21 protein-coding genes are annotated in these 21,198 nt (G+C 39.3%); 18 read left to right on the forward strand and 3 right to left on the reverse strand.

What is annotated here, in order from left to right:
• The first annotated feature begins 116 nt into the window (after positions 1-116).
• The 10 genes from LKW28_RS08735 to LKW28_RS08780 all read left to right on the forward strand — a co-directional run bounded on the left by LKW28_RS08735 (position 117) and on the right by LKW28_RS08780 (position 11,668).
• Positions 117-3,176, forward strand: a complete 3,060-nt coding sequence (locus LKW28_RS08735; protein WP_229139966.1) for a glycoside hydrolase family 2 TIM barrel-domain containing protein — start codon at positions 117-119, stop codon at positions 3,174-3,176.
• Between the two features lie 45 nt (positions 3,177-3,221).
• Positions 3,222-4,892 carry an amylo-alpha-1,6-glucosidase gene (locus tag LKW28_RS08740; protein ID WP_229139967.1) on the forward strand — a complete coding sequence of 557 codons (1,671 nt, stop codon included), beginning with the start codon at positions 3,222-3,224 and terminating at the stop codon, positions 4,890-4,892.
• Between the two features lie 67 nt (positions 4,893-4,959).
• Positions 4,960-5,841, forward strand: coding sequence for a DMT family transporter (locus LKW28_RS08745; protein WP_229139968.1), 882 nt, complete (start codon positions 4,960-4,962; stop codon positions 5,839-5,841).
• Between the two features lie 69 nt (positions 5,842-5,910).
• Positions 5,911-6,909: a LacI family DNA-binding transcriptional regulator gene (locus LKW28_RS08750; protein WP_229139969.1), complete on the forward strand. Its 999-nt coding sequence runs from the start codon at positions 5,911-5,913 to the stop codon at positions 6,907-6,909.
• A 132-nt stretch (positions 6,910-7,041) separates the two neighbouring features.
• Complete coding sequence (locus LKW28_RS08755; protein ID WP_229139970.1) at positions 7,042-8,646, forward strand: bifunctional diguanylate cyclase/phosphodiesterase; 1,605 nt, start codon at positions 7,042-7,044, stop codon at positions 8,644-8,646.
• A 220-nt stretch (positions 8,647-8,866) separates the two neighbouring features.
• A complete protein-coding gene (locus LKW28_RS08760; RefSeq protein ID WP_229139971.1) occupies positions 8,867-9,784 on the forward strand; it encodes a DMT family transporter in 918 nt (305 codons plus the stop codon).
• 15 nt (positions 9,785-9,799) lie between these two features.
• Entirely contained in the window at positions 9,800-9,994 is a 195-nt protein-coding gene (locus LKW28_RS08765; protein WP_229139972.1) for a hypothetical protein, read from the forward strand.
• Between the two features lie 141 nt (positions 9,995-10,135).
• A complete protein-coding gene (locus LKW28_RS08770; RefSeq protein ID WP_229139973.1) occupies positions 10,136-10,627 on the forward strand; it encodes a DUF2975 domain-containing protein in 492 nt (163 codons plus the stop codon).
• 10 nt (positions 10,628-10,637) lie between these two features.
• A complete protein-coding gene (locus LKW28_RS08775) occupies positions 10,638-10,847 on the forward strand; it encodes a helix-turn-helix domain-containing protein (RefSeq protein WP_229139974.1) in 210 nt (69 codons plus the stop codon).
• Between the two features lie 59 nt (positions 10,848-10,906).
• Positions 10,907-11,668 (forward strand): isoprenyl transferase, encoded by a 762-nt coding sequence (locus tag LKW28_RS08780; RefSeq protein ID WP_229139975.1) that lies wholly within the window; start codon positions 10,907-10,909, stop codon positions 11,666-11,668.
• A gap of 59 nt (positions 11,669-11,727) precedes the next feature.
• Here the strand turns inward: LKW28_RS08780 and LKW28_RS08785 are convergent, their stop codons facing one another.
• Positions 11,728-12,144, reverse strand: a complete 417-nt coding sequence (locus LKW28_RS08785) for a hypothetical protein (RefSeq protein WP_229139976.1) — start codon at positions 12,142-12,144, stop codon at positions 11,728-11,730.
• Between the two features lie 85 nt (positions 12,145-12,229).
• On the opposite strand from LKW28_RS08785, the gene LKW28_RS08790 reads away from it, so the two are divergent.
• From LKW28_RS08790 to LKW28_RS08810, 5 genes are all read left to right on the forward strand, one after another.
• Complete coding sequence (locus tag LKW28_RS08790; RefSeq protein WP_229139977.1) at positions 12,230-12,826, forward strand: class I SAM-dependent methyltransferase; 597 nt, start codon at positions 12,230-12,232, stop codon at positions 12,824-12,826.
• Positions 12,827-12,961: 135 nt separating this feature from the next.
• A complete protein-coding gene (locus LKW28_RS08795; RefSeq protein WP_229139978.1) occupies positions 12,962-13,282 on the forward strand; it encodes a PadR family transcriptional regulator in 321 nt (106 codons plus the stop codon).
• Positions 13,275-14,462, forward strand: a complete 1,188-nt coding sequence (locus LKW28_RS08800; protein ID WP_229139979.1) for a DUF2812 domain-containing protein — start codon at positions 13,275-13,277, stop codon at positions 14,460-14,462. Before LKW28_RS08795 ends, LKW28_RS08800 begins: the two co-directional genes overlap by 8 nt.
• Before the next feature lie 110 nt (positions 14,463-14,572).
• Entirely contained in the window at positions 14,573-15,157 is a 585-nt protein-coding gene (locus tag LKW28_RS08805) for a putative ABC transporter permease (RefSeq protein WP_229139980.1), read from the forward strand.
• Between the two features lie 192 nt (positions 15,158-15,349).
• Positions 15,350-15,943 carry an NADPH-dependent FMN reductase gene (locus LKW28_RS08810; protein ID WP_229139981.1) on the forward strand — a complete coding sequence of 198 codons (594 nt, stop codon included), beginning with the start codon at positions 15,350-15,352 and terminating at the stop codon, positions 15,941-15,943.
• 291 nt (positions 15,944-16,234) lie between these two features.
• Here LKW28_RS08810 and treR read toward each other — a convergent pair whose 3' ends face one another.
• Both treR and treP read right to left on the reverse strand, forming a co-directional pair.
• Positions 16,235-16,951 (reverse strand): trehalose operon repressor, encoded by a 717-nt coding sequence (treR, locus tag LKW28_RS08815; RefSeq protein WP_229139982.1) that lies wholly within the window; start codon positions 16,949-16,951, stop codon positions 16,235-16,237.
• A gap of 95 nt (positions 16,952-17,046) precedes the next feature.
• Positions 17,047-18,474, reverse strand: a complete 1,428-nt coding sequence (gene treP, locus LKW28_RS08820) for a PTS system trehalose-specific EIIBC component (RefSeq protein ID WP_229139983.1) — start codon at positions 18,472-18,474, stop codon at positions 17,047-17,049.
• A gap of 214 nt (positions 18,475-18,688) precedes the next feature.
• On the opposite strand from treP, the gene LKW28_RS08825 reads away from it, so the two are divergent.
• From LKW28_RS08825 to LKW28_RS08835, 3 genes are all read left to right on the forward strand, one after another.
• The gene (locus LKW28_RS08825; RefSeq protein WP_229139984.1) at positions 18,689-19,822 is read left to right on the forward strand and encodes a zinc-dependent alcohol dehydrogenase; all 1,134 of its coding nucleotides are present in this window, start codon (positions 18,689-18,691) and stop codon (positions 19,820-19,822) included.
• A 118-nt stretch (positions 19,823-19,940) separates the two neighbouring features.
• Positions 19,941-20,402: a hypothetical protein gene (locus tag LKW28_RS08830; RefSeq protein ID WP_229139985.1), complete on the forward strand. Its 462-nt coding sequence runs from the start codon at positions 19,941-19,943 to the stop codon at positions 20,400-20,402.
• Positions 20,403-20,407: 5 nt separating this feature from the next.
• Positions 20,408-21,160, forward strand: a complete 753-nt coding sequence (locus LKW28_RS08835; protein ID WP_229139986.1) for a hypothetical protein — start codon at positions 20,408-20,410, stop codon at positions 21,158-21,160.
• The last annotated feature ends 38 nt before the right edge of the window (positions 21,161-21,198 follow it).

The following is a 21,198-nucleotide window of genomic DNA, read 5'->3' on the forward strand; positions in this document are numbered from 1 at the left end:
ATTGAGGAACAACGACTAACTGTCGCCACGTCCTGTGGCGGACGTCGAGCCGATGGCGCCTGAAGCTGGACAAAGTAAGAAAAATATCAACATAGATTTATGCGGAGGAAGATAAAATGAGACGAGAAATGAAAAGATGGGAGAACATTCATCTGACAGGAATTAACAGACTCCCTGCCCATACTGATTTTTACCGATACGAAACGCAAGAGAACGCGATTACATTTAATCGAGAAAAAAGTATTGGCTATACATTGCTTGATGGCGTGTGGAAATTCTTATTCGTAGATGCTCCAGAGCTTTCACCAAGCGGATTTGAAACGGAAGACTTCGAGATTGAAGGATTAGACGATATCGAGGTACCATCGAGCTGGCAAATCAAGGGCTATGGAAACATGCATTATACAGATGTGTTGTATCCATTTGCAATCAATCCACCATTTGTGCCACAGGAAAATCCAACCGGGATTTACTTTCGCGAATTAGAGGTTTCTGACCTGGCAGATGATGAAGCACTTATTTTAAAATTCAATGGTGTCGACTCTGCATTTGATCTATATGTGAACGGACAGCATGTCGGCTACAGCAAGGTTTCTCGGGTCCCTTCAGAATTCGATATCACTGAATATGTGAAACAAGGAAGCAACCGTCTAACCGTACGAGTCTATCAATTCTCCGATGGTACTTACTTAGAAGACCAAGATATGTGGTGGCTATCTGGAATTTTTAGAAGTGTGGAGCTCTTTACAATCAGCAAGAATACACTTGGTGATGTCTATGTAGAAACTCTGCCAGATGAAAACTATGAAAATTTTACGTTGAAAATAGCCGGAGAATTTCTAACTAACCAGCTAAAAGGTTTATTAGCAACTCTTTACTTTAAAGGTGAAAAAGTAGATAAGTTTGATATTGAAGTGGATGACGGCACATTCAAGACAAGTAGATTAGTAGAAAATCCACTTTTATGGAATGCCGAGGAGCCGAATCTTTATCATCTTGTTTTTGAATATGTATTACCAAATAGTGAAAAAGAAATCGTACCATTACGTCTTGGATTCCGTGCGATTGAGGTCATTGATAATGAAATTCGTGTTAACGGAAAACGCATTTTCTTTAACGGGGTGAACCGACACGATTCACATCCGAAAACGGGTAGAACGGTCAGTTATGAAGATATGCTTCAGGATATTAAACTGATGAAGCAGTATAACATCAACGCAGTACGTACAGCCCACTATCCGAATAACGATGTGTTCTATGATTTATGTGATGAATATGGTCTCTATGTGATTGATGAAGCAGACCTTGAGTGCCATGGCTTTGAAAACACCGGCAACTATAACTGGATTTCTGATAATGAACTATGGGAAAAACAATATGTAGACCGAGCTGTAAGAATGGTAAAAAGAGACCGCAACCACCCAAGTGTGATTATGTGGTCATTAGGAAATGAGTCAGGGGCAGGACGTAATTTCGCCGCGATGTACAACGCAATTAAAAAGATTGACTCAACTAGATTAGTACATTACGAGGGTGACAGAGTTGCGGCGTATAGTGATGTTTACACAACCATGTATACTCGCTTAAAGCCACTTGAAGAAATCGGTATAAATGCTGAAGGCAAGAAGCCTCATATTCTATGTGAGTACGGCCATGCAATGGGGAACGGTCCTGGTGGTTTAACCGAGTACCAAGAATTGATGAGAAAGTACCCTCGATTACAGGGTGGCTTCATTTGGGAATGGTGTGACCATGGAATTGAAACGACGAACGAAAATGGTGAGACCTACTATTTATACGGGGGTGATTACGGAGACTTTCCCACAAACGGAAACTTCTGTATTGACGGTCTAGTATTCCCAGATCGTACACCGTCACCAGGTCTTATCGAATTTAAAAAGGTCATCGAGCCAATTGTGACTGAGGAAGCAAACCTAGAAGAAGGGAAAATCCGGGTTAAGAACCTGTACGATTTTAGAAACTTAAGTGGAATCGCTCTTCACATTGAAATAAAATCCTTTGGTACTCTTATCGAGGAAAAAGAAATCAAATTACCAAGCATCCAAGCACATGAAGTGGCAGAGGTTGTTTTACCAGTAGACCTTAAAAAGGCGGCTCAGCATGATGATGTTCGCATTTACTTAAGCTACCGTGAAGCAGAAGATACGCTGTACGCAGAAAAAGGGCATGAGATTACTAAGGAAAGCTTCTTATTGGAAACGACTAAAGTTGAAAAAGAAGTTAATGCCGTCCCTTCAACTGGGTCTGATTTTATGATCGTGGACGAGGCAGCTCAGCTTACAATTAAAAACGATACGTTCAAGGTTGTTTTCTCAAACGTGTATGGAACACTTGAATCCTTCGAATCTGAAGGGGAAGAAATCATTAACAAAGGTCCTGAAGTAACCCTTTGGAGGGCTATAATTGATAATGATATGTATAAAAAGGATGACTGGATTAACAAGTACTTCCTGAAAAATACAAAAGAACAGCTAGGCGAGGTTTCTTATGAAGTAACGGAAGATCATGTAGATGTTGTAATTACAAAGTTTCTATCAACAGTGAACCAAGCATGGGGCTTCTATTTAACTTACAATTACTGCATCACAAGGAATGGCGCGCTAAACGTTGACTTAAAAGGTGAGAAGGTTCTGCGTGGCATCGAAATTCCGGAAATGCTGCCACGAATTGGAGTCACCATGAATCTAAACCAAGAGTACAATCAAGTTACTTGGTATGGCCGCGGTGATTCTGAATCCTATCAGGACACAAAACGGAGCCAGCCGATTGGGCTTTACAGCAAGAATGTTCAAGAAATGCATACAGATTATGTGTACCCGCAGGAAAATGGTTCGAGATGTGACACTTCTTTCCTAGCTGTATCAAAAGGAGAGAACACGTTCCTCATCAATTTTAAAGAGAAGCATGACTTCACGATTCATGATTATGAAACTAGTGCTCTTGAAGAAGCGAAGCACCGCGGTTCTATTCAAAAGTCACCTTTCCATGTGCTGACGATTGATTATAAGCAAAGCGGTGTCGGAAGTAATAGCTGTGGTGAGGAGCAGCTACCTCCATATCGTACAGTAATCGAGGACTTCCGCCTTCAATTTGAAATAAGAAAGATTGAAAAGGATAGCCTAGTAGAAGAAAGCAAATTCTTTACAGCACGTTAGGATCGGCAGGGGAGACCCTGCTTCTTCCATAAAGGAGAGGTATAGATGAAATTAGATATTCGGGAAACCCCTTTTTCACGATTTGGTTCCTATTTTTGTGTATCAAAGGAGAAGGATTCTGAGGAAATTTATATAAGAGACGTTCATGGTGGGGATGACGCACCATCAAAGCTTTTTAAATTTGATCTGTTACAGGATGGTGTGGAGAAAGAGTTTGACATTCTCGCAACATCAAACTCCTTGCGCTTCTACTTAGTTGAGGATTCAGGGAAATATGCGGAAATCATCCTTCCTGAAGAGGATGAGCTTCATATTGAGACAAGTGGAGTCGAGGTCCGCTTACAGGCTAGTAAAGTGAAGTACGACACTCTACATGAATATGAGGATGGGATGTTTGAATACCACATCTATCCGAAGGAATTAAAGCTAATGATTAGTAGGCTTTCTGGTGAGATGTCCGTTGAAGCGCCATGGAATGTGATTGGCAATGATTTTATTGATATTCGCATGAGCAATGGTCACTTTGTCATCGAAAGCTATCGCACAGTGTATACGCAAAAGGAATACGGCAACTTTGCAGCAGGCAAAGAAAAGGTAGAGAAACACTTTCAGGAGTGGGTAGAAAATCTCACTGAGAAAAATGAAGTCTACCAAGCATCCATTGACCGTGCAGCATATATCACCTGGTCAAGTATGGTTCATCCACATGGCCTCCTAAATGAATATGCGATGTATATGTCCAAGCTATGGATGTATAACATCTGGTCTTGGGACAATTGCTTTAATGCATTAAACTTAGGAGCTAAGTATCCTGAGCTTGCCTATTCACAATTAAAAATCTTCATTGATACACAGGATGAATCAGGGGCCTATCCTGACTTTGTGAATGATAAATTTGTATCTTATAACTGTATTAAACCGCCAATCTTCGCATATGTTTATGAAAAACTTATGGATATGAATGACTATTTTATAGAAGAAGGCCGTCTTAGAGAGATTTATGAATCGACGAAAAAAGTCACAAAGTACTTTGACTTATACCGAACATATGAAGGTAGACTTCCACATTATAAGCATGGCAATGACTCTGGCTGGGATAATGCGTCGTTATTCCATCGCGGCATGCCGGTTGAGGCACCAGATCTTGCAAGCTTTTTAATCAGAACGTACGATATTTTAACGAAGTTTGCTGGTATTCTTGGGGAAGAGGCGGAAGCGAAACAGTTCACTGAAAAAGCTGATGCAACATTTGCTCTGTTAATGGAGCGACTTCATGATGAAGATGGATTCTTTGGACGTGTCGGGAAGGATGCTGAAAAAATCGATATTCGCTCAAGCTTGATTTTACGCCTGCCTGTACTAATCGGGTACCGTCTCGATAAAAAAGTGATGGACCGTCTTGTAGATGATCTTGTGGAAAACTTCGAGATGAAATTTGGATTTGCAACCGAAATGCCAACTAGTCCACTTTATAAAGAAAATGGCTACTGGCTAGGACCAATTTGGGCACCTGTCACCTATCTTTTTGTTGATTCATTAGAAAACTTTGGATACAGTGAAATTGGAGAAAGAATCAGAAAGAAATATTTAGATCTTACACTTGTCGGTGGCATGGCAGAAAACTTCGACCCACAAAACGGAAAAGGACTCGTCGACACCTCCTTCACATGGACATCAAGCGTCTTTCTGCAATTCATGAAACAAGGGGACAGGTAAACTGTCCAACAAACATAAAAATTGGGAAGAGGGACCCGTCCCTCTGACCCATTTGGTGGAGGTTTAGATGCGGAAATATATTGGAGAACTAGGTTTAACAATTGTAGCCATTATTTGGGGAAGTGGGTTTGTAGCGAGTGCGATGGCGCTTGACCATTTTACGCCGTATCAAATCCTTGCAATCCGTTTTCTTATTGGAGTCATTTTGTTAAGTCTTGTTTTTTTTAAGAAACTAAAGCATATCAAAAAGAGTACGATCATCAAAGGTTCGATCATTGGAATCTTTTTATACTTGGCATTTGCTCTCCAAACAGTTGGATTGGTGTATACCACACCATCGAAGAATGCCTTTTTAACCGCGGTGAATGTGGTGATAGTGCCGATTATTGCGTTTTTCATCTTTAAGCGAAAAATGGATAAATTTGAGCTATTTGGTGCAGTACTTGCGATAACTGGTGTTGGTGTGTTATCACTGAAGCTTTCAGGTGGTGTCAATTTTGGGGATTTCCTTACATTATTATGTGCAGTTGGATTCGCATTCCATATTTTCTACACAGCACAGTTTGTAAAAGATGAAGATCCAGTTTTGTTAACGGTTGTTCAAATGGCAGCTGCCACGATCCTAGGATTTATCGTCGTTCTATTCAAGGGCGAAACGAATATTGAAGCTGGCTTAGAAGGGGTATCAGCAGTTTTATACTTAGGTGTGTTTTCAACAACGATTGCCTTTTTATTGCAGACCGTCGCACAAAAATTCACAACCGAAACGAATGCGGCTATCATTTTATCAACAGAAGCATTCTGGGGAATGGTATTCTCTGTCATCATTTTAAGTGAAGTGTTAACATTCAAAATGATCATCGGAGCAATCTTGATCCTGATAGCCATCATCATTTCCGAAACAAAGCTAAAATTTTTAAAGAAAAAAACATACAAAGAAGCAGTATAGCAAACTTTTTCCAGTAGTGACTTTTAGTGTAGTACAATAAGAGTATATCGAACAAAGTGGGTATGTAAAATGGCGACGATTAAAGATATAGCAGATTTAGCACAGGTTTCCATGGCAACGGTCTCTCGGGTATTAAACTACGACGAAACCTTAAATGTAGCACCAGAGACAAGAAAGCGGATTTTTGAAGCAGCAGAGGAATTAAATTATGTTATCACCCCGAAAAAGAAAAAGACGAAAAAGAAAGGGCTAGTGGGACTCTACTATTCGTATTCACTTGAAGAGGAATTGGTCGATACCTACTATCTTTCGATTCGAGTCGCGCTTGAAAAGAAGCTTGAAGGCATGGGGATGGAAATTGTAAAAATCACCAAAGACGATACAAAAAGAAGTCTCTCAAAAATGGACGGAATCATCTGCCTTGGAACTTTTAAAAAAGTAGATATTGAATTTATTAAGAGCCTGGAAAAGCCATCAGTCTTTGTGGATGCAAACCCCGATGAGGATCATTTCGATGCCGTGGTAATTGATTTTAACTCAGCAACGAAAAAAGCACTCAACTATTTGGCTGACTTAGGTCATCAAAACATAGGGTTTATTGGCGGTGTCGAAACCGATATGTACGGCAATCGCTTCAAGGACTTACGACAGGATGTTTTTGAATCCTATCTAAAGGACAAAGGTATTTTTAAAGAGGAGTTCGTTAAAATTGGCGGCTACAATCCAAAGGACGGCTACCAGATTCTTAAGGAAATGTTAAGCCAAAAAGAAAAGCCAACAGCCCTATTTGTAGCCAATGACTCAATTGCAGTCGGCTGTTACAAAGCGGCCTATGAACTAGGTGTCAACATTCCAAAGGACCTTAGTATCGTTGGCTTTAACGATGTATCCTCCGCGCAATACATGGTGCCACCGCTCACCACAGTTAAGCTATATACAGAGATTATGGGAGAATCCGCGGTCGACTTGCTGCTCGAGCGGATCGCAACCAAACGCGAAATCTGTAAAAAAATAACCATTCACACAAAGCTCATCGTCAGAGGCAGTGCTGCGAAGGTGAAGGAATAAAATCAAAAAAACCACGGGACTAATGTTTCGTGGTTTTTTTATCGTAAGTAGAATGTATTTTTTTAATTAATCCATCCTAATGATAAGGCGGTGACAGCGCCGAAATAAATCTGTAAAAAAGGTGTTTTATATATGTTGTTTTCTACTGAAGGAAGCTATACGACTGAGTACCATCTATGGATGGTGATTCTGTCAATATTGATTGGTATCTTTACCTCATATGTTGCACTTCATTTAATCAATCGGAATAAAAAAAGTACAAAAAGCGATAAGTTTTGGTTGATTTCAGCATCGCTCGTGATGGGCGGCGGTGTATGGGCCGTTCACTTCATCGGAATGCTAGCAGTACATATTAATGTGACGGTAACCTACAATATTTGGCTCGTTTTTGCTTCCTTATGTCTGATTGTAATATTCTCAATACTTGCTTTTTCACTTATCACAAATTCGCAAAAGAACAAAACGGTGGCCATAAGTAGCCTATTAATGGGTCTTGGTATTTTTAGCATGCATTATTTAAGCATGCGATCAATGCAGATGGAGGCGAATCTTACCTATGCTGCCTTATTGTTGTTGCTTTCACTCTTAGCGGCAATAGTAGGGGCTTGGGTGACATTTTGGTTATTTTCTAAATATCGTGAAGCAACATGGTTTGGATTTGTCGGCTCCATTATTTTTGGCAGTGGCATTGCTAGTATGCACTACATTGGAATGAGTGCAACAATCTTTGAAAAGGTAGATCTTCATCAACACGGTGAAAATCTTGGGGGATATGTTTTATCAGGGTATACAATTGCAACTGCAATAACAATTTTTATTATTACATTACTTGGACTTCTCCTTTTTCAAGCAAGCCGTGACGAGAAATTGCAAATTCGCTTAATTGTGAGTCAAGAGCATTACAAACGTTTGGTGGAACTTGCACCGGTCGGGATCATCATTCATAAATTTGGAATTGTCCAATATATTAATCCAACCGGTATTGAAATCTTAGGTGGCAAAAATACAGGGCAATTCGTTGGCATGCATTTTCTCAACCTCATCCATCCGGATTACCATCAAATTATTAAAAATAGATGGAAGACAATGCGCAATGATAAGCCTGTTGAAGCCATTGAGGAAGTCATGATTAGGGTGAATAAGCAGCCCATTCATGCAGAAGTTTCAGCTTTCCCTTATGAAATGGATGAGGAGACATATGTCCAAGTATTTTTTACTAACATTACTGAACGTAAGGAAGCTGAAAAAATGATGTACCAGCTTGCCTTCTACGATGGATTATCAGGACTTCCAAATCGGAGATACTTTACTCAGGAACTGGACAAAGCAATTGACATGGGGCAACCACTTTCGGTATTATTTCTTGATTTAGACGGGTTTAAGGTGGTTAATGATACATATGGTCATGATGTGGGTGACACTTTAATTCAACATATATCCTCGCGATTAAAGGAGCTAGTATCTGAAAAAGGTGTGCTGTCAAGGATGGCAGGGGATGAGTTTAATATCTTCCTTCCGGACACAACCCTCGAGGAGACAACGCGATTAGCCGAAACGATCATTCAATCTGTTCAGCAGGAGGTTATCATCGGTGACGTTACTGTTTTTGTGACTTCAAGTATAGGGATTGCCTTTTTCCCAGAACATGGAGAAAAAGGAGGGACCCTTATGAAACATGCGGACATGGCCATGTTTGAAGCAAAGCGAGATGGGAAAAACAAGTATCATTTTTATTAAGAAAAGAGTTTCCTGAATGTATGATTTATTACGATATAAGCCGAAGTACTTAAAGTGCTCTTAGGTGAAGAAGAAATTGCAATACCTATAAGATAAGGAATAAACGCTGAGCAAAGCTATTTGCTTAGCGTTTTTTATTACTTTAAAGGAGTGTTATACCTTTCCAAGTCCTTTTATTTTTGGTAACATATGGGCAATACCTAAATCGGAGGAGCTGCTTGTGAACAAAAAAATGGCGGGGATTTCAATTGCTGCAGGTGCATCATTATGGGGGATTATTGGCTTGTTTGTAAGCAATCTATACGCAATTGGTTTTACGCCATTACAGGTTGTGGCAGTAAGAGCAATCGCAGCTTCCATTTTTCTGATTACCTATACCTTATTAAAAAATCCAAAAGCATTCAAAATCAAAGGTTCGGACAGCAAATACTTTATTGGGACAGGTATTATTAGTATTGTCCTTTTTAATTGGTGTATGTTTGTTGCGATAGAGGAAACCTCGATTTCAGTTGCCGCGATTCTACTCTATACGGCACCCGCCTTTGTCACTATTTTTGCAAGACTGCTATTTAAAGAGAAGCTCACCATTCGAAAAATGCTGGCCCTTGCTGTAACGATTGTGGGCTGTGCCTTTGTTGTTGGGGTTTTTCCAAAGTTTTCAGGGACAATCTCACTCTTTGGGTTAGTGGTGGGAATCGGATCCGGCTTCTTTTACGCGCTTTATAGTATCTTTGGCAAGTTTGCTCTTGAAAAATATGATTCACTTACGGTCACAGTGTATACGTTCATTTTTGCTGCAGTTGCCGTAACCCCATTCAGCGGAATCTGGTCAGCGTTGAATCTGTTTACAGATATCAAATCCTGGCTATACATCATTGGACTGGGATTTCTATCAACGATGCTCGCATTTATCCTATATACCAAAGGATTACAGTATGTTGAATCAAGCAGAGCTTCTATTATTGCAACCATAGAACCAGTCGTTGCAGCCATCATTGGCTTTTTTGTATTCCAGGAAACATTGCAGATGTGGCAATACGTCGGGATTATGATGGTGATTGCCGCTGTAATTATCGTTCAGGAAACAAGCGAAAGACTTCCCAAAAAATCAATCTTAGAAAATGAGACAACTTTATAATCGAGGTGATCAAAAATGCAAGTTGCCATCATATTAGTTATCATACTAGGAGTTATGGCATTGATCGGCACAATGCTGATAGCGGGAAAAGGCGATGAAAACTACCGTGAAAAAACAAAGAGAAACAGCATCAACCTAACCGTAATCTATGTAGTGGTCATTCTGCTCTCATTGATTGCGGTAGCCATTTATATTTGGCGTTTTGCGTAAAGTGTCCAAAATGGGCGCTTTTTTTGATTTAAATTTATAGTTCGCAATAAAAAGGGAACAATAATCAATAATATTTTATTGTAAAACGATAAAAAATATGTTAAATTAAATTGACATTAAATAAATGAGGTGTTTTTTTTTATGAAACAAAGTTCAACACTTTTTTTAAAGTTTGCTGTAATTGTAATGGGAATTCCCATTTTAGCCCTATGCATATTCGGGTTACCTAAGATAGCGACTGTCGCAATTGGAGAAGTCGCAGATGGTTCAACATTGGGGTATATGGTACTTGGCATTCTAACACTTATGTATATTTCAGCCGTCCCGTATTATATTGCGTTGTTTCAAGCGTTTAAGCTTTTAAATTATATTGATAAGGGCATTGCGTTCTCAGACCAATCTGTCAGTGCATTAAAGAAAATTAGAAACTGTGCCATCACCATCAGTGTCTTGTATTTGGCTGGCCTGCCTTTCGTCTTTATCGTTGCGCAGTGGGATGATGCACCAGGCCTCGTCTTAATCGGAATGGTTGTTGTTGGTGCTTCAATGGTGATCGCCGTCTTTGCAGCAGTCCTCAAAAAACTTTTACAGGAAGCTATACGTATAAAAACAGAAAATGATTTAACGGTCTGAGGTGAAAAAAATGGCAATTATAATCAATGTTGATGTAATGTTAGCTAAACGGAAAATGAGCGTAACTGAACTCTCTGAAAGAGTCGGGATCACCATGGCGAACCTTTCTATTTTGAAAAACGGAAAGGCCAAAGCCATTCGACTATCTACATTAGAAGCAATCTGTAAAGCCCTAGACTGTCAACCAGGTGACCTATTAGAATACCGAAGTGATGAATAATGGGACATGGGGACAGGTACAATGTCCCATTGCATAACAAAATTTCGAGGGGATAAACAATGGCAATGAAAATTCCTTTTATCAATCATAAACAAACAAAAGAATCCTTCCATTGTCCGGAACACGAAACACCGGAGCATATAGCAATCGTGATGGATGGAAACGGACGCTGGGCCAGAAAGCGGGGCTTGCCCAGGGTTGCAGGTCATAAAGAAGGAGTATCTGCTGTCGTAAAAATGGTCAGGTCGGCGGTCAAATGTAAGGTGAAGATTCTAACTCTTTATACGTTTTCTACTGAAAATTGGAAACGCCCAAAACCTGAGGTAGACTCTATTTTGAGACTTCCTAAGGAATTTCTTCATATTTATCTTCCGGAGCTTATCTCCAACAATGTCCGTATTGAGGCAATCGGGGATATGAGAAATCTTCCGGAACATACACGTGAAGCCATACAATATGGGATCGACCGTACTCGTGATAATGATGGTCTTCAGTTGAATTTTGCGCTAAATTATGGGGGCAGAAGCGAGATATTAAATGCGATGAAAGACATGTTTACGGATATGAAAGAGTCAAAATTTTCGTTAGACGAACTGGATGAAGAGCATTTTTCCAAGTATTTGTATACAGCCGATCTACCAGACCCTGATTTGCTCATTCGCACAGGAGGGGAAAAACGATTAAGCAATTTTTTGCTCTGGCAATTAGCCTATACGGAGTTCTGGTTTACTGATGTACTATGGCCAGACTTCTCCGAAAAGGAATTCCTGCAAGCGCTGGAAGAATACCGCCAACGTAAGAGAAGGTATGGCGGGATATAAAAACATAGTAAAATGGAGTACGAATTGGTAAAATCATTTCGTACTCCATTTTTGATTTATTATAGATCAAAATTCAATAATGACAAAAGTTTCGTTGTGTCACCTGTAAATGTTAAGAAATAAGAATTGTTTTCATCATCAAATACCATTAAATAGGGATTTTCTTGCTTTGGAAAAATAATGGTTACTTCATCAACAAGGTCATCAAACCATTGGCTCCTCACCATAATATTTGGTTCTAAAGGAATTCTAATCATAAATCCTTGATTCGGGATCGGATTGTATTTAGCATATACACCTGATATACCCTCAAGAAATTTCTCAACTTCTTGTTGTAAATCAGTGGTTACTTCTACATATTTTATCACTTTACCTTGGCTTATATCGAATATTTGCACCTGCTGATTCGTTTCAGCGACAGCATGTGTTGAAATTAATTGTAAAACAAAGATACCTACCAAAACCTTTTTAATCATTTACATCACCTCAAAGGTATTGTTCCCAATAAATGAACTGGAAACGCACATAATACAGATAACAGTGAGTATAGGAGTGTTGAATATGGAAAATAACGTGTTTGAAGAACTGGCAAAAAGATATGATACAGAAGAAAGAATGGAATTAGCTAAAATAATACTGAAAGAAGTAAGACCGGAATTACAAAATAGTCAATCTAAATCATTAATTGACTATGGGAGTGGTACTGGTCTCATCAGTTTAGAATTATCGGATTTGGTTGATTCTATTTTGTTGGTAGATTCATCACAACAAATGCTAGAGGTTGCGAAAGCTAAAATTACTAACAAAGGAATGACCAACGCCAGAGTACTGTATTCAGATTTTACCCAAGATACACCTGAACTGAAGGCCGACATTGTTTTACTGTCACTCGTCCTTCTACATATTCCAGACACTAAAAAAATTTTACAAGAATTGTACACCATTTTAAATGATGGCGGCAAGCTTCTTATTGTAGATTTTGATATAAACGAAAACATATATCACCCGAAAGTTCATAACGGTTTTACACATGAAGAAATGAAAAAAGCATTATCAGACGTTGGTTTTACCTCAATTGAAATGAAGACATTCCATCATGGTAATCGAATTTTTATGAAACAAGATGCTTCAATGTTTATATCTAGTAGTATAAAGTGAGCGGCCATCATATTGATGGTCTTTTTATTATTTACAAGCGCTATTTTATAAAGTATTATTATGTTATCCGATATATCGCAACGCATAATATCGAGAGACATAATATCTCGAAAAACGAAAGTAGGGATGTAGGAAATGGCATATAATGGGGGACCGATGACCGAAGCGATGTATTATGTGCTACTGGCATTAATGCATCCGAACCATGGATATCAGCTTATGCAAGCAATTACAGATGTTTCGAAAGGCAGAGTCAAAATGGGTCCTGGGACACTATACGGTGTGCTCGCACGAATGCAAAAGGACGGTCTTATCTCATTAGCAGAGGATGATGGCAGGAGAAAGACCTATGAAATTACACAAGATGGTGAACAGGCATTAAGGGCTGAGTATGATCGACTCAAATCTATGATTCAAGACGGGAACATTTTAGAGGGGGGCGTTGAAAATGAGTAAGATCGTTCGAAAAATTCGTCCCAGTGATTATTGGCGAATTGGTGAGCATGAAAGCTGGTTTCAAGATATGGCTGCTGAAGGATTACATTTCAAAAAGATGGGTAAATTTTTTGCTCACTTTGTAAAAGCTGAACCAAAAAAAATGAGGTACAGAATCGAAATTTCAATGAAAAGAAAAATGAAACCTGAACAAATCGAGATGTATGAGGAAAGCGGCTGGGATTATGTGACGAAATATCAATATTTCCAAGTTTTTTCATCACCTGAAGAGCGTGATGCACCAGAGATACATACAGATCCTGCCGAGCAGTCTTATACGTTAAAGGAATTGGATAAAAAGTTAGTCTCAAATGCAGTTTTTGTTGTTTTCGCGATGCTTTTAATAATAGGCTTGATGTCTTCCGTTTGGTTTCTTGATGGGACACCAACCTATATTTTGATAGAAGGGTTAGTTATTACACAAACGATTTTGTCGCTTATCATCGGGTATCAGGCTTATAATTCACTGCTGGCGGCGATCTCCATTCGCGCTTTACGAAAAAATTTAATTGAAGGTAAACCGATAGACCATCATGCCCCATGGAAGAGGCACCACCGACTAAATTCAGTCATCGCTTTAATTTTTATGATTGTTTCTGGATTGACCACCATCGTTCCAATCACACAACTTGTAAAAATGGATACGAAAACATTGCCAGAAGGAAGTCTAAACTTACCGATTGTCAGATTAGCGGATGTAGAACAGAATCCTGCATTGGTTCGGGGCGAGTCTGAGTTTATAGATAATGTAGATTGGGGAAATAGCTATTCAACCAATTGGAGTCCGTTTGCACCTGTTCAATATGAATCAAGTGAAAATGGGTTGGTTCCAGGGGAGCTTTGGGCAGACGGGAGCGGTGAATATTCACCAAGTATTGAAACAAAATTTTATCAATTGAGTTTTCCTTATATGACAGATAACCTGATTTCAGATTTAATAAAAAGGTATAACTTTGATAATGAGAGTATGGAAGCTTATGTTGAAACAAAGAATCCACATTTCGATTCTTTAATCGTTCATGTGGATGAGGAGTTTAAAGAAGTTTTCGCTTCCAAAGGAAAAGATGTCATTTATGTTCGCTATTATGGCTATAAAGATATGAATTCGGTCGTAAAAGCGATCGAAGAGAAGTTGAACTGAATTCGGGACGATTCTATTAAACTATCGCGCTTTTGTTCCAAAAAATAGGTATATTTAGCCAGCAACACGCAAATCCTAAATGGGAATATTCTCCTTGAGGTGATTTGTCAGTGTTACAGAGTTTAGTAAGTGGTTTTGATTTAGAAATTCCTGTGCTTTTATCATGGGATGGGGCCATGGCTGTTGTCTTTTTCTTTACCATCTATTCTTTTTTAGGCTGGCTCTTAGAAAACAGTTATAACTTTGCCCGGAAACGAGTGTTTTTTAAGGATAATTTTTTCTTTGGACCTTTTAAACCAATGTACGGGTTCGCACCTCTATTACTCATCCTTTTGATTGGAAAGGATATGCATTGGCCCGTGGTGTTATTGCTTTGTTTTCTCATTCCAACAGTAGTGGAGTATTTTAGCGGATTTCTTCTAGAATGGTTTTTTGGCCGGAAATGGTGGGATTACTCAGGGCATAAGTGGCAGTTGCAAGGACATATTTGTTTTTCATATTCGGTTTGTTGGATTGCCTTATCACTAGTGTGTTTGCTCTTTGTTCATCCCGGTATAAACACATTATACAGTGCGGTCGGAGGCTATTGGGCGTGGATCTGGCCAACTGTCGCACTCTATTTTCTTGGAGAACTTCTATTTGCGATTAGAAGGCATATCCCGGAAAAAGTACGTGCAGGAAATCCAATACAATAATTCACTTTTTAAGATCAAATCATCGACGATTTGGTCTTTATTATTTTGAAAATTAAATCCTTAAAGTAAGTCTTTTGGTTGACAAGAATCTCCTTTTAAGATATTATTATCTCGAAGCTAAGATAAATACTTCTAAGATAAGTGAATTAAAGGTATTTTACAAAAATATCCTTTAATATAAGGAGAGAGGTCATGGGTTTATTAGATAAACTTTTTGGTAATCAACAAAAGGAGGAAGATACAATGTCAAACGAAAAATTAAACATTGGTATTATTTTAGGTAGTACTCGCCAAGGACGCGTAAGTCCTCAAGTTGGAGCATGGGTAAAGGAAATCGCTGATAAGCGTGGAGATGCAAACTACGAAATTGTAGATATCGCAGACTTCAAATTACCATTCCTAGGTGAAGCAGATGCACCTGGAATCGCTGCTTGGAATGAAAAATTAGCTAATCTTGATGGATTCGTATTCATCGTTCAAGAATATAACCACTCTATCACTGGTGCATTGAAAAATGCGTTAGACCTAGCTCGTGAAGCTTGGAACAACAAAGCTGCTGGTATCGTAAGCTACGGTTCAACTGGCGGTGCACGTGCTGCTGAACACCTACGTGGAATCATGGGTGAATTAATGATTGCTGACGTTCGTACACATCCAACACTTTCATTATTCACTGATTTCGAAAACGGTGCAGACTTCAAACCACAAGCTTTACACCTAGACAACGTAAACCTAATGTTAGACCAAGTAGTATCTTGGAGCGGAGCTTTAAAAACAGTTCGCTAATAAAAGAAAAAACAGGATGAGCCCTTTGTTGGGCCATCCTGTTTTTGTTTTATTGCGTCACGGTGACGAAATATGCGTCATTTTTAGGATATATGCATCGTCTCGACAAGATATGCGTCATTCCTGGGATATATGCATCGTCGCAGCGGTATATGCATCTTCGCATCGAGATATGCTTCTTCGCCGCTAGATATGCATCGTCGCAGCTGGATATGCATCGTCAGAACAAGATATGCATCTTCGCCGCGTGATATGCATCGTCACGACAAGATATGCGTCTTCGTAGATCCACTACACATGTGTCCTTCGCGCAAAATCCACAAACCTGAATTTGTCGGGTCTATGGCGGGACTCGGTGTATTGAAATAAACTGGCATTATCCAAATACACATAGTTTTTGATGACCACAACATTATGAAACCCGTCTAAATCAAGAAGCTCGCGGTCTTCATCAGTTGGCTCGACAACCGTGATTTCTTTCTTTGCAAAACTAATCGTTAACTCCAGCTCATTTTCCAAATACGCATAAATCGATTCCTCGGCTATTTCCTTAGTAAGCTCCGGGACATACTTACGCGAAATAAAGTCCTTGTCCAAAATAATTTTTTCTCCGCCCATTTCCCTGGAACGGACAATCTTCCATACTTGATCTTTACTTGAAAGCTGAAGTTGCTGCTTAATAAAAGTATCCGGTTTTCCAACCGTCAACTCGTGCACATTTGTTTTCGGCTTGTCTCCCATTTTCTCGGCGAGCTCTTTAAAACTGACAAGCCCCGAAACCGGGAAATCAAACTTATTGACATCAATGACAATGGATCCTTTGCCCTTCATCTTTTGAATGAACCCATTTTGCGAAAGCAGGTTCAGCGCTTTACGAATCGTTTCGCGAGAGGTCTTGTATGTGTCCTTTAACTCATTTTCAGAAGGTAAAAGGCTATTTGCCTTGATGTTTCCATTTTTAATTTCTTCTACTAAATCACTATAGATTGTTAGATACTTGTTATTCATAAAGAATCCCCAATCGATTAATAAATATTTATATATCATTTTACTGCATTAAAGCGAAAAAGGGGAGGGGAAATTTTATTCCCCTCCCGCCAAGTTTACTTTTTACCAAATGAAATTTTACCGACATTTGCTTTTGCGAAGATGACAGTTAAAATAAACGGAATGACAATCGCCACTACCATCGCAATTGCAAACATTAAATAATGTCCTGCTTGGATAGAAAGAATTCCAGGAATACCTCCAACCCCGATGGAGTTAGCCATTACGCCACTGCCGACTGAGATGATCGCTGCAACCATTGAGCCAAGCATCGCAGCTAGGAATGGGAAGCCGTATTTTAAGTTAATACCGAACATCGCAGGCTCTGTTACACCTAGGTAACAAGAAATACATGCTGGGATGGAAACTTGTTTTTCTTCTTCATTTTTACGATTAATATAAATCATAGCAAGAACTGCTGAACCTTGGGCAATATTGGATAATGCAATCATTGGCCAAAGGTTTGTTCCGTTAAACTCACTCATCAATTGGAGGTCAATCGCATTTGTCATATGGTGAAGACCAGTGATTACAAGTGGTGCATAAGCAAATCCAAAGACTGCTGCAAATAACCAGCCAAATGCTGAGGTTAAGCTTGAATATACTACACTAGAAATGCCAGAACCAATAGTCCAACCGATTGGTCCAAGAATGGTATGTGCAATTAATACAGTAGGAACTAGTGCAAAAAACGGAACAATAATCATCGAAATCGAGTTTGGTGAAATTTTACGGAAGAAACGCTCTAAATAAACAAGTACAAAACCTGCTAAAATAGCTGGAATAACCTGTGCTTGATAACCAATCATTTCGATCTGTGCAAAGCCGAAATCCCATACCGGAATTTCATCTGCATTTGCAACCCCATATGCGTTCAGCAATTGTGGAGATACAAGCGTAATCCCCAAAATAATACCAAGGATTTGTGAGGTTCCCATTTTACGTGTAATGGACCATGTAATGGCCACCGGCAGGAAGTGGAAAACCGCTTCACCAATTAACCAAAGGAACGCATGAACACCTGCCCAAAACTGTGAGACCTCAACAATTGTTTTGGTACCGTCTTCCATTAATTTAATGTCACCAATTACATTTCGGAAACCTAAAATCAGACCTCCGACAACAAGTGCTGGAATAATCGGTGTAAAAATATCAGCCAGATGCCCCATCATACGTTGCAGCCAGTTCATATTTTGCTTTGCAGCTACCTTTGCTTCTTCCTTGCTTGTACCTTCAACACCAGCGTGCTTTACGAACTCGTTATAAAAAGTAGAAACTTCATTTCCGATAATAACCTGGAATTGACCAGCCTGGGTGAACGTCCCTTTTACAAGCCCAATTCCTTCAATTTTTTCTATATCTGCATCTTTCGGATCATTTAAAACGAAGCGCATTCTAGTCGCACAATGTGTCACAGCTGCGATGTTTTCCTTACCACCAATGTGGGCAAGTAATTCCTTCGCAGGATCAGTGTACTTACTCATTGATTTTTCCCCCTTACTGTACAGGACGACCCTGTATATACAAGTTATGTTTACGTTTTCAGTTTAACCTGTATATACATGTCTGTCAATTATTTTTTATCGCCTTTATTTAACCTCTGCAAATAAAGGATTATTATGCCAAAACAGTTGAAGAATAACTTTCCATCCATCGCAAAAAATAACCAGAAACCAATACATGAATGGGGTGTAAATAATGAAGGCTGTCACGTACCAAAATCCATATAAGGTTGAAGTCAAAGAGGTAGAGGATCCAAAAATCATTAAAAGGGATGATGTGATCGTTCGCATCACCTCGACGGCGATTTGTGGCTCTGACCTCCATTTATATCAAGGAAATATCCCACTGCCAGATGGGTATGTGATTGGACATGAGCCGATGGGAATTGTCGAGGAGGCAGGTCCTGAAGTCACTCATGTGAAAAAAGGGGATCGGGTAGTTATCCCATTTAATGTAGCTTGCGGGAAATGCTATTATTGTAAACACGAACTGGAAAGCCAATGTGACAACTCAAATCCGCATTATGATTCAGGTGGCTATTTTGGCTATTCCGAAAAATATGGTGACCACCCAGGTGGCCAAGCAGAATACTTAAGGGTCCCTTTCGGAAACTTTACTCCTTTTAAGATTCCAGAGTCATGCGAGTTAGAAGATGAGGCATTGCTTTTTCTTAGTGATGTTCTTCCAACTGCCTATTGGAGTGTTGTAAATGCCGGAGTGAAGGAAGGAGACACCGTCATTATTCTTGGCTGTGGGCCGATCGGGTTAATGGCGCAAAAATTTGCGTGGATGAAAGGAGCAAAACGCGTCATCGCAGTCGACTACCTTGGTTACCGAATGGACCATGCCAAGGCAACCAATAAAGTAGAAGTGTTTGATTTTACAAAAAATGATGACATGGGTGAGCATTTAAAGGAAATTACAAGTGGCGGAGCCGATGTTGTCATTGATTGTGTCGGAATGGATGGTAAAAAATCACCACTTGAATTCATTGAGCAAAAGCTAAAGCTTCAAGGTGGAACACTTGGACCGATTCAAATTTCAACAAAGGCTGTTCGAAAAGGCGGCACGGTGCAGCTAACTGGGGTATACGGTGCAAACTATAATATGTTTCCACTAGGTGCGTTTTTCGCACGTAACATCACCTTAAAAATGGGCCAGGCTCCTGTAGTTCATTTTATGCCAGAGTTGTATAAAAAAATCATCAATAAAGAATTCGACCCAACTGATATCATCACCCACAAGCTGTCCCTTGACGAAGCAAGCCACGGCTACAAAATCTTCAACGGCCGTGATGATGATTGTATCAAGGTAGTCTTAAAACCATAAAATCATTTCTCGACAAGTCCTGTGCTTGTCGATTTTTTTATGATACCCCTTGTGACATAATTTAGTAAAATGGAATAAATAGGAGTGCTTGTAGTGGATAGACAGGAGGGTGATACAGATGTGGTCTTATTGGTTCACTCTTATTTTTTGCTTGGCAATTGTTTTAATGGCCATCATTATCATACCATGGATCGTCATTGCGTTAACAATTGAGGCCATTCGTGAACGAAAAACAAAGCCTAGGAAGAAGAGCAAAAAGGATGGGCTGTTTGAGAATTTTAAAAGTGTTATGAAATTAACAGGGGCTCTGCTTGCCTTTGTGCTTGTTACCGTATTTTTAGGATATGTGAGCGTACCGTATCTAAAAGATTTCCCAAACGTTATACAAAGAGACTATTCGTATGAAGAAGGATTCATTGACTATGTAGATGATCTAGGGAAAAGTTGGGACAATGAAGTTGAAGTAAACGGGGAATGGTTCAATTCAACAAAAATCAAACGTAAACATATGGGGCGTTATATGACCTTTGAATATTTACCAAATACGAAATTGATCGTTTCATATCAATTTAGGGAGTGAAGGAGATGTATCGTTGGAAGCGGGCAAGGTTTGCTGTGATTTTATTGTGTGTCATCACACTAACAGCATGTGCTCCAAAAAGCGGGAAGAAGAATATAGAAATAACATTAGGAGATTTAGAGCATGAATTTATGGAAGAATTTGAGTTCATTGAGGTAGTGGGAGTGAATAAGGAAGGCTATGATGTGTTGTTGGTAGCACCGAAATCCAATCCTGATATTCAATTTCATGCTTACCTTTTTCAAGGGGATGCCGGGGGACTGCCGGTGATTGGAATGAATAATAATTATATGGATGTTGCGTTTCTTCATTATGCACCTGAGCTTTATAAAAAACATTTTGGAATTTTAATAGATAAAGAAAAGGCAATAAATGATTATTATGCTTTTACCGAGGAATCCAATTTTTCGAACATCTGGGATTTCAACAAGTATTTAGAAACGACCAATTTTGTGATTAAAGATATCAATCAAGAAAATATGGAAGAAATGTCCGGAAAAATGGCTGGCGCATTAGTGGACTTCTTGAATATCCATCCGTTTAGTATGAGGAAAGTTGATGGGGGCAGCGCTTATGATGTATTTCGGGCGATGATTCCTTATGAGTTTACAGGGGAGAATTTTAATGAAGGAAATTTGTATAACTCCATATATACCTCAGCGGTTATTAATGAGACAAACCCTCAACAAGCCGTTTACGAGGTGCTTCTTTTACATAAGGAACGAAGAGAGGAACTTCGGAATAACGAAAGTGAGTAGTGAACAAAATCTTTTAAGGAACCGACAGGGGTGATTTC

The organism is Bacillus sp. REN16, assembly GCF_020731355.1.
In the GTDB taxonomy this organism is placed as follows: Bacteria; Bacillota; Bacilli; order Bacillales; family Bacillaceae_L; genus Ferdinandcohnia.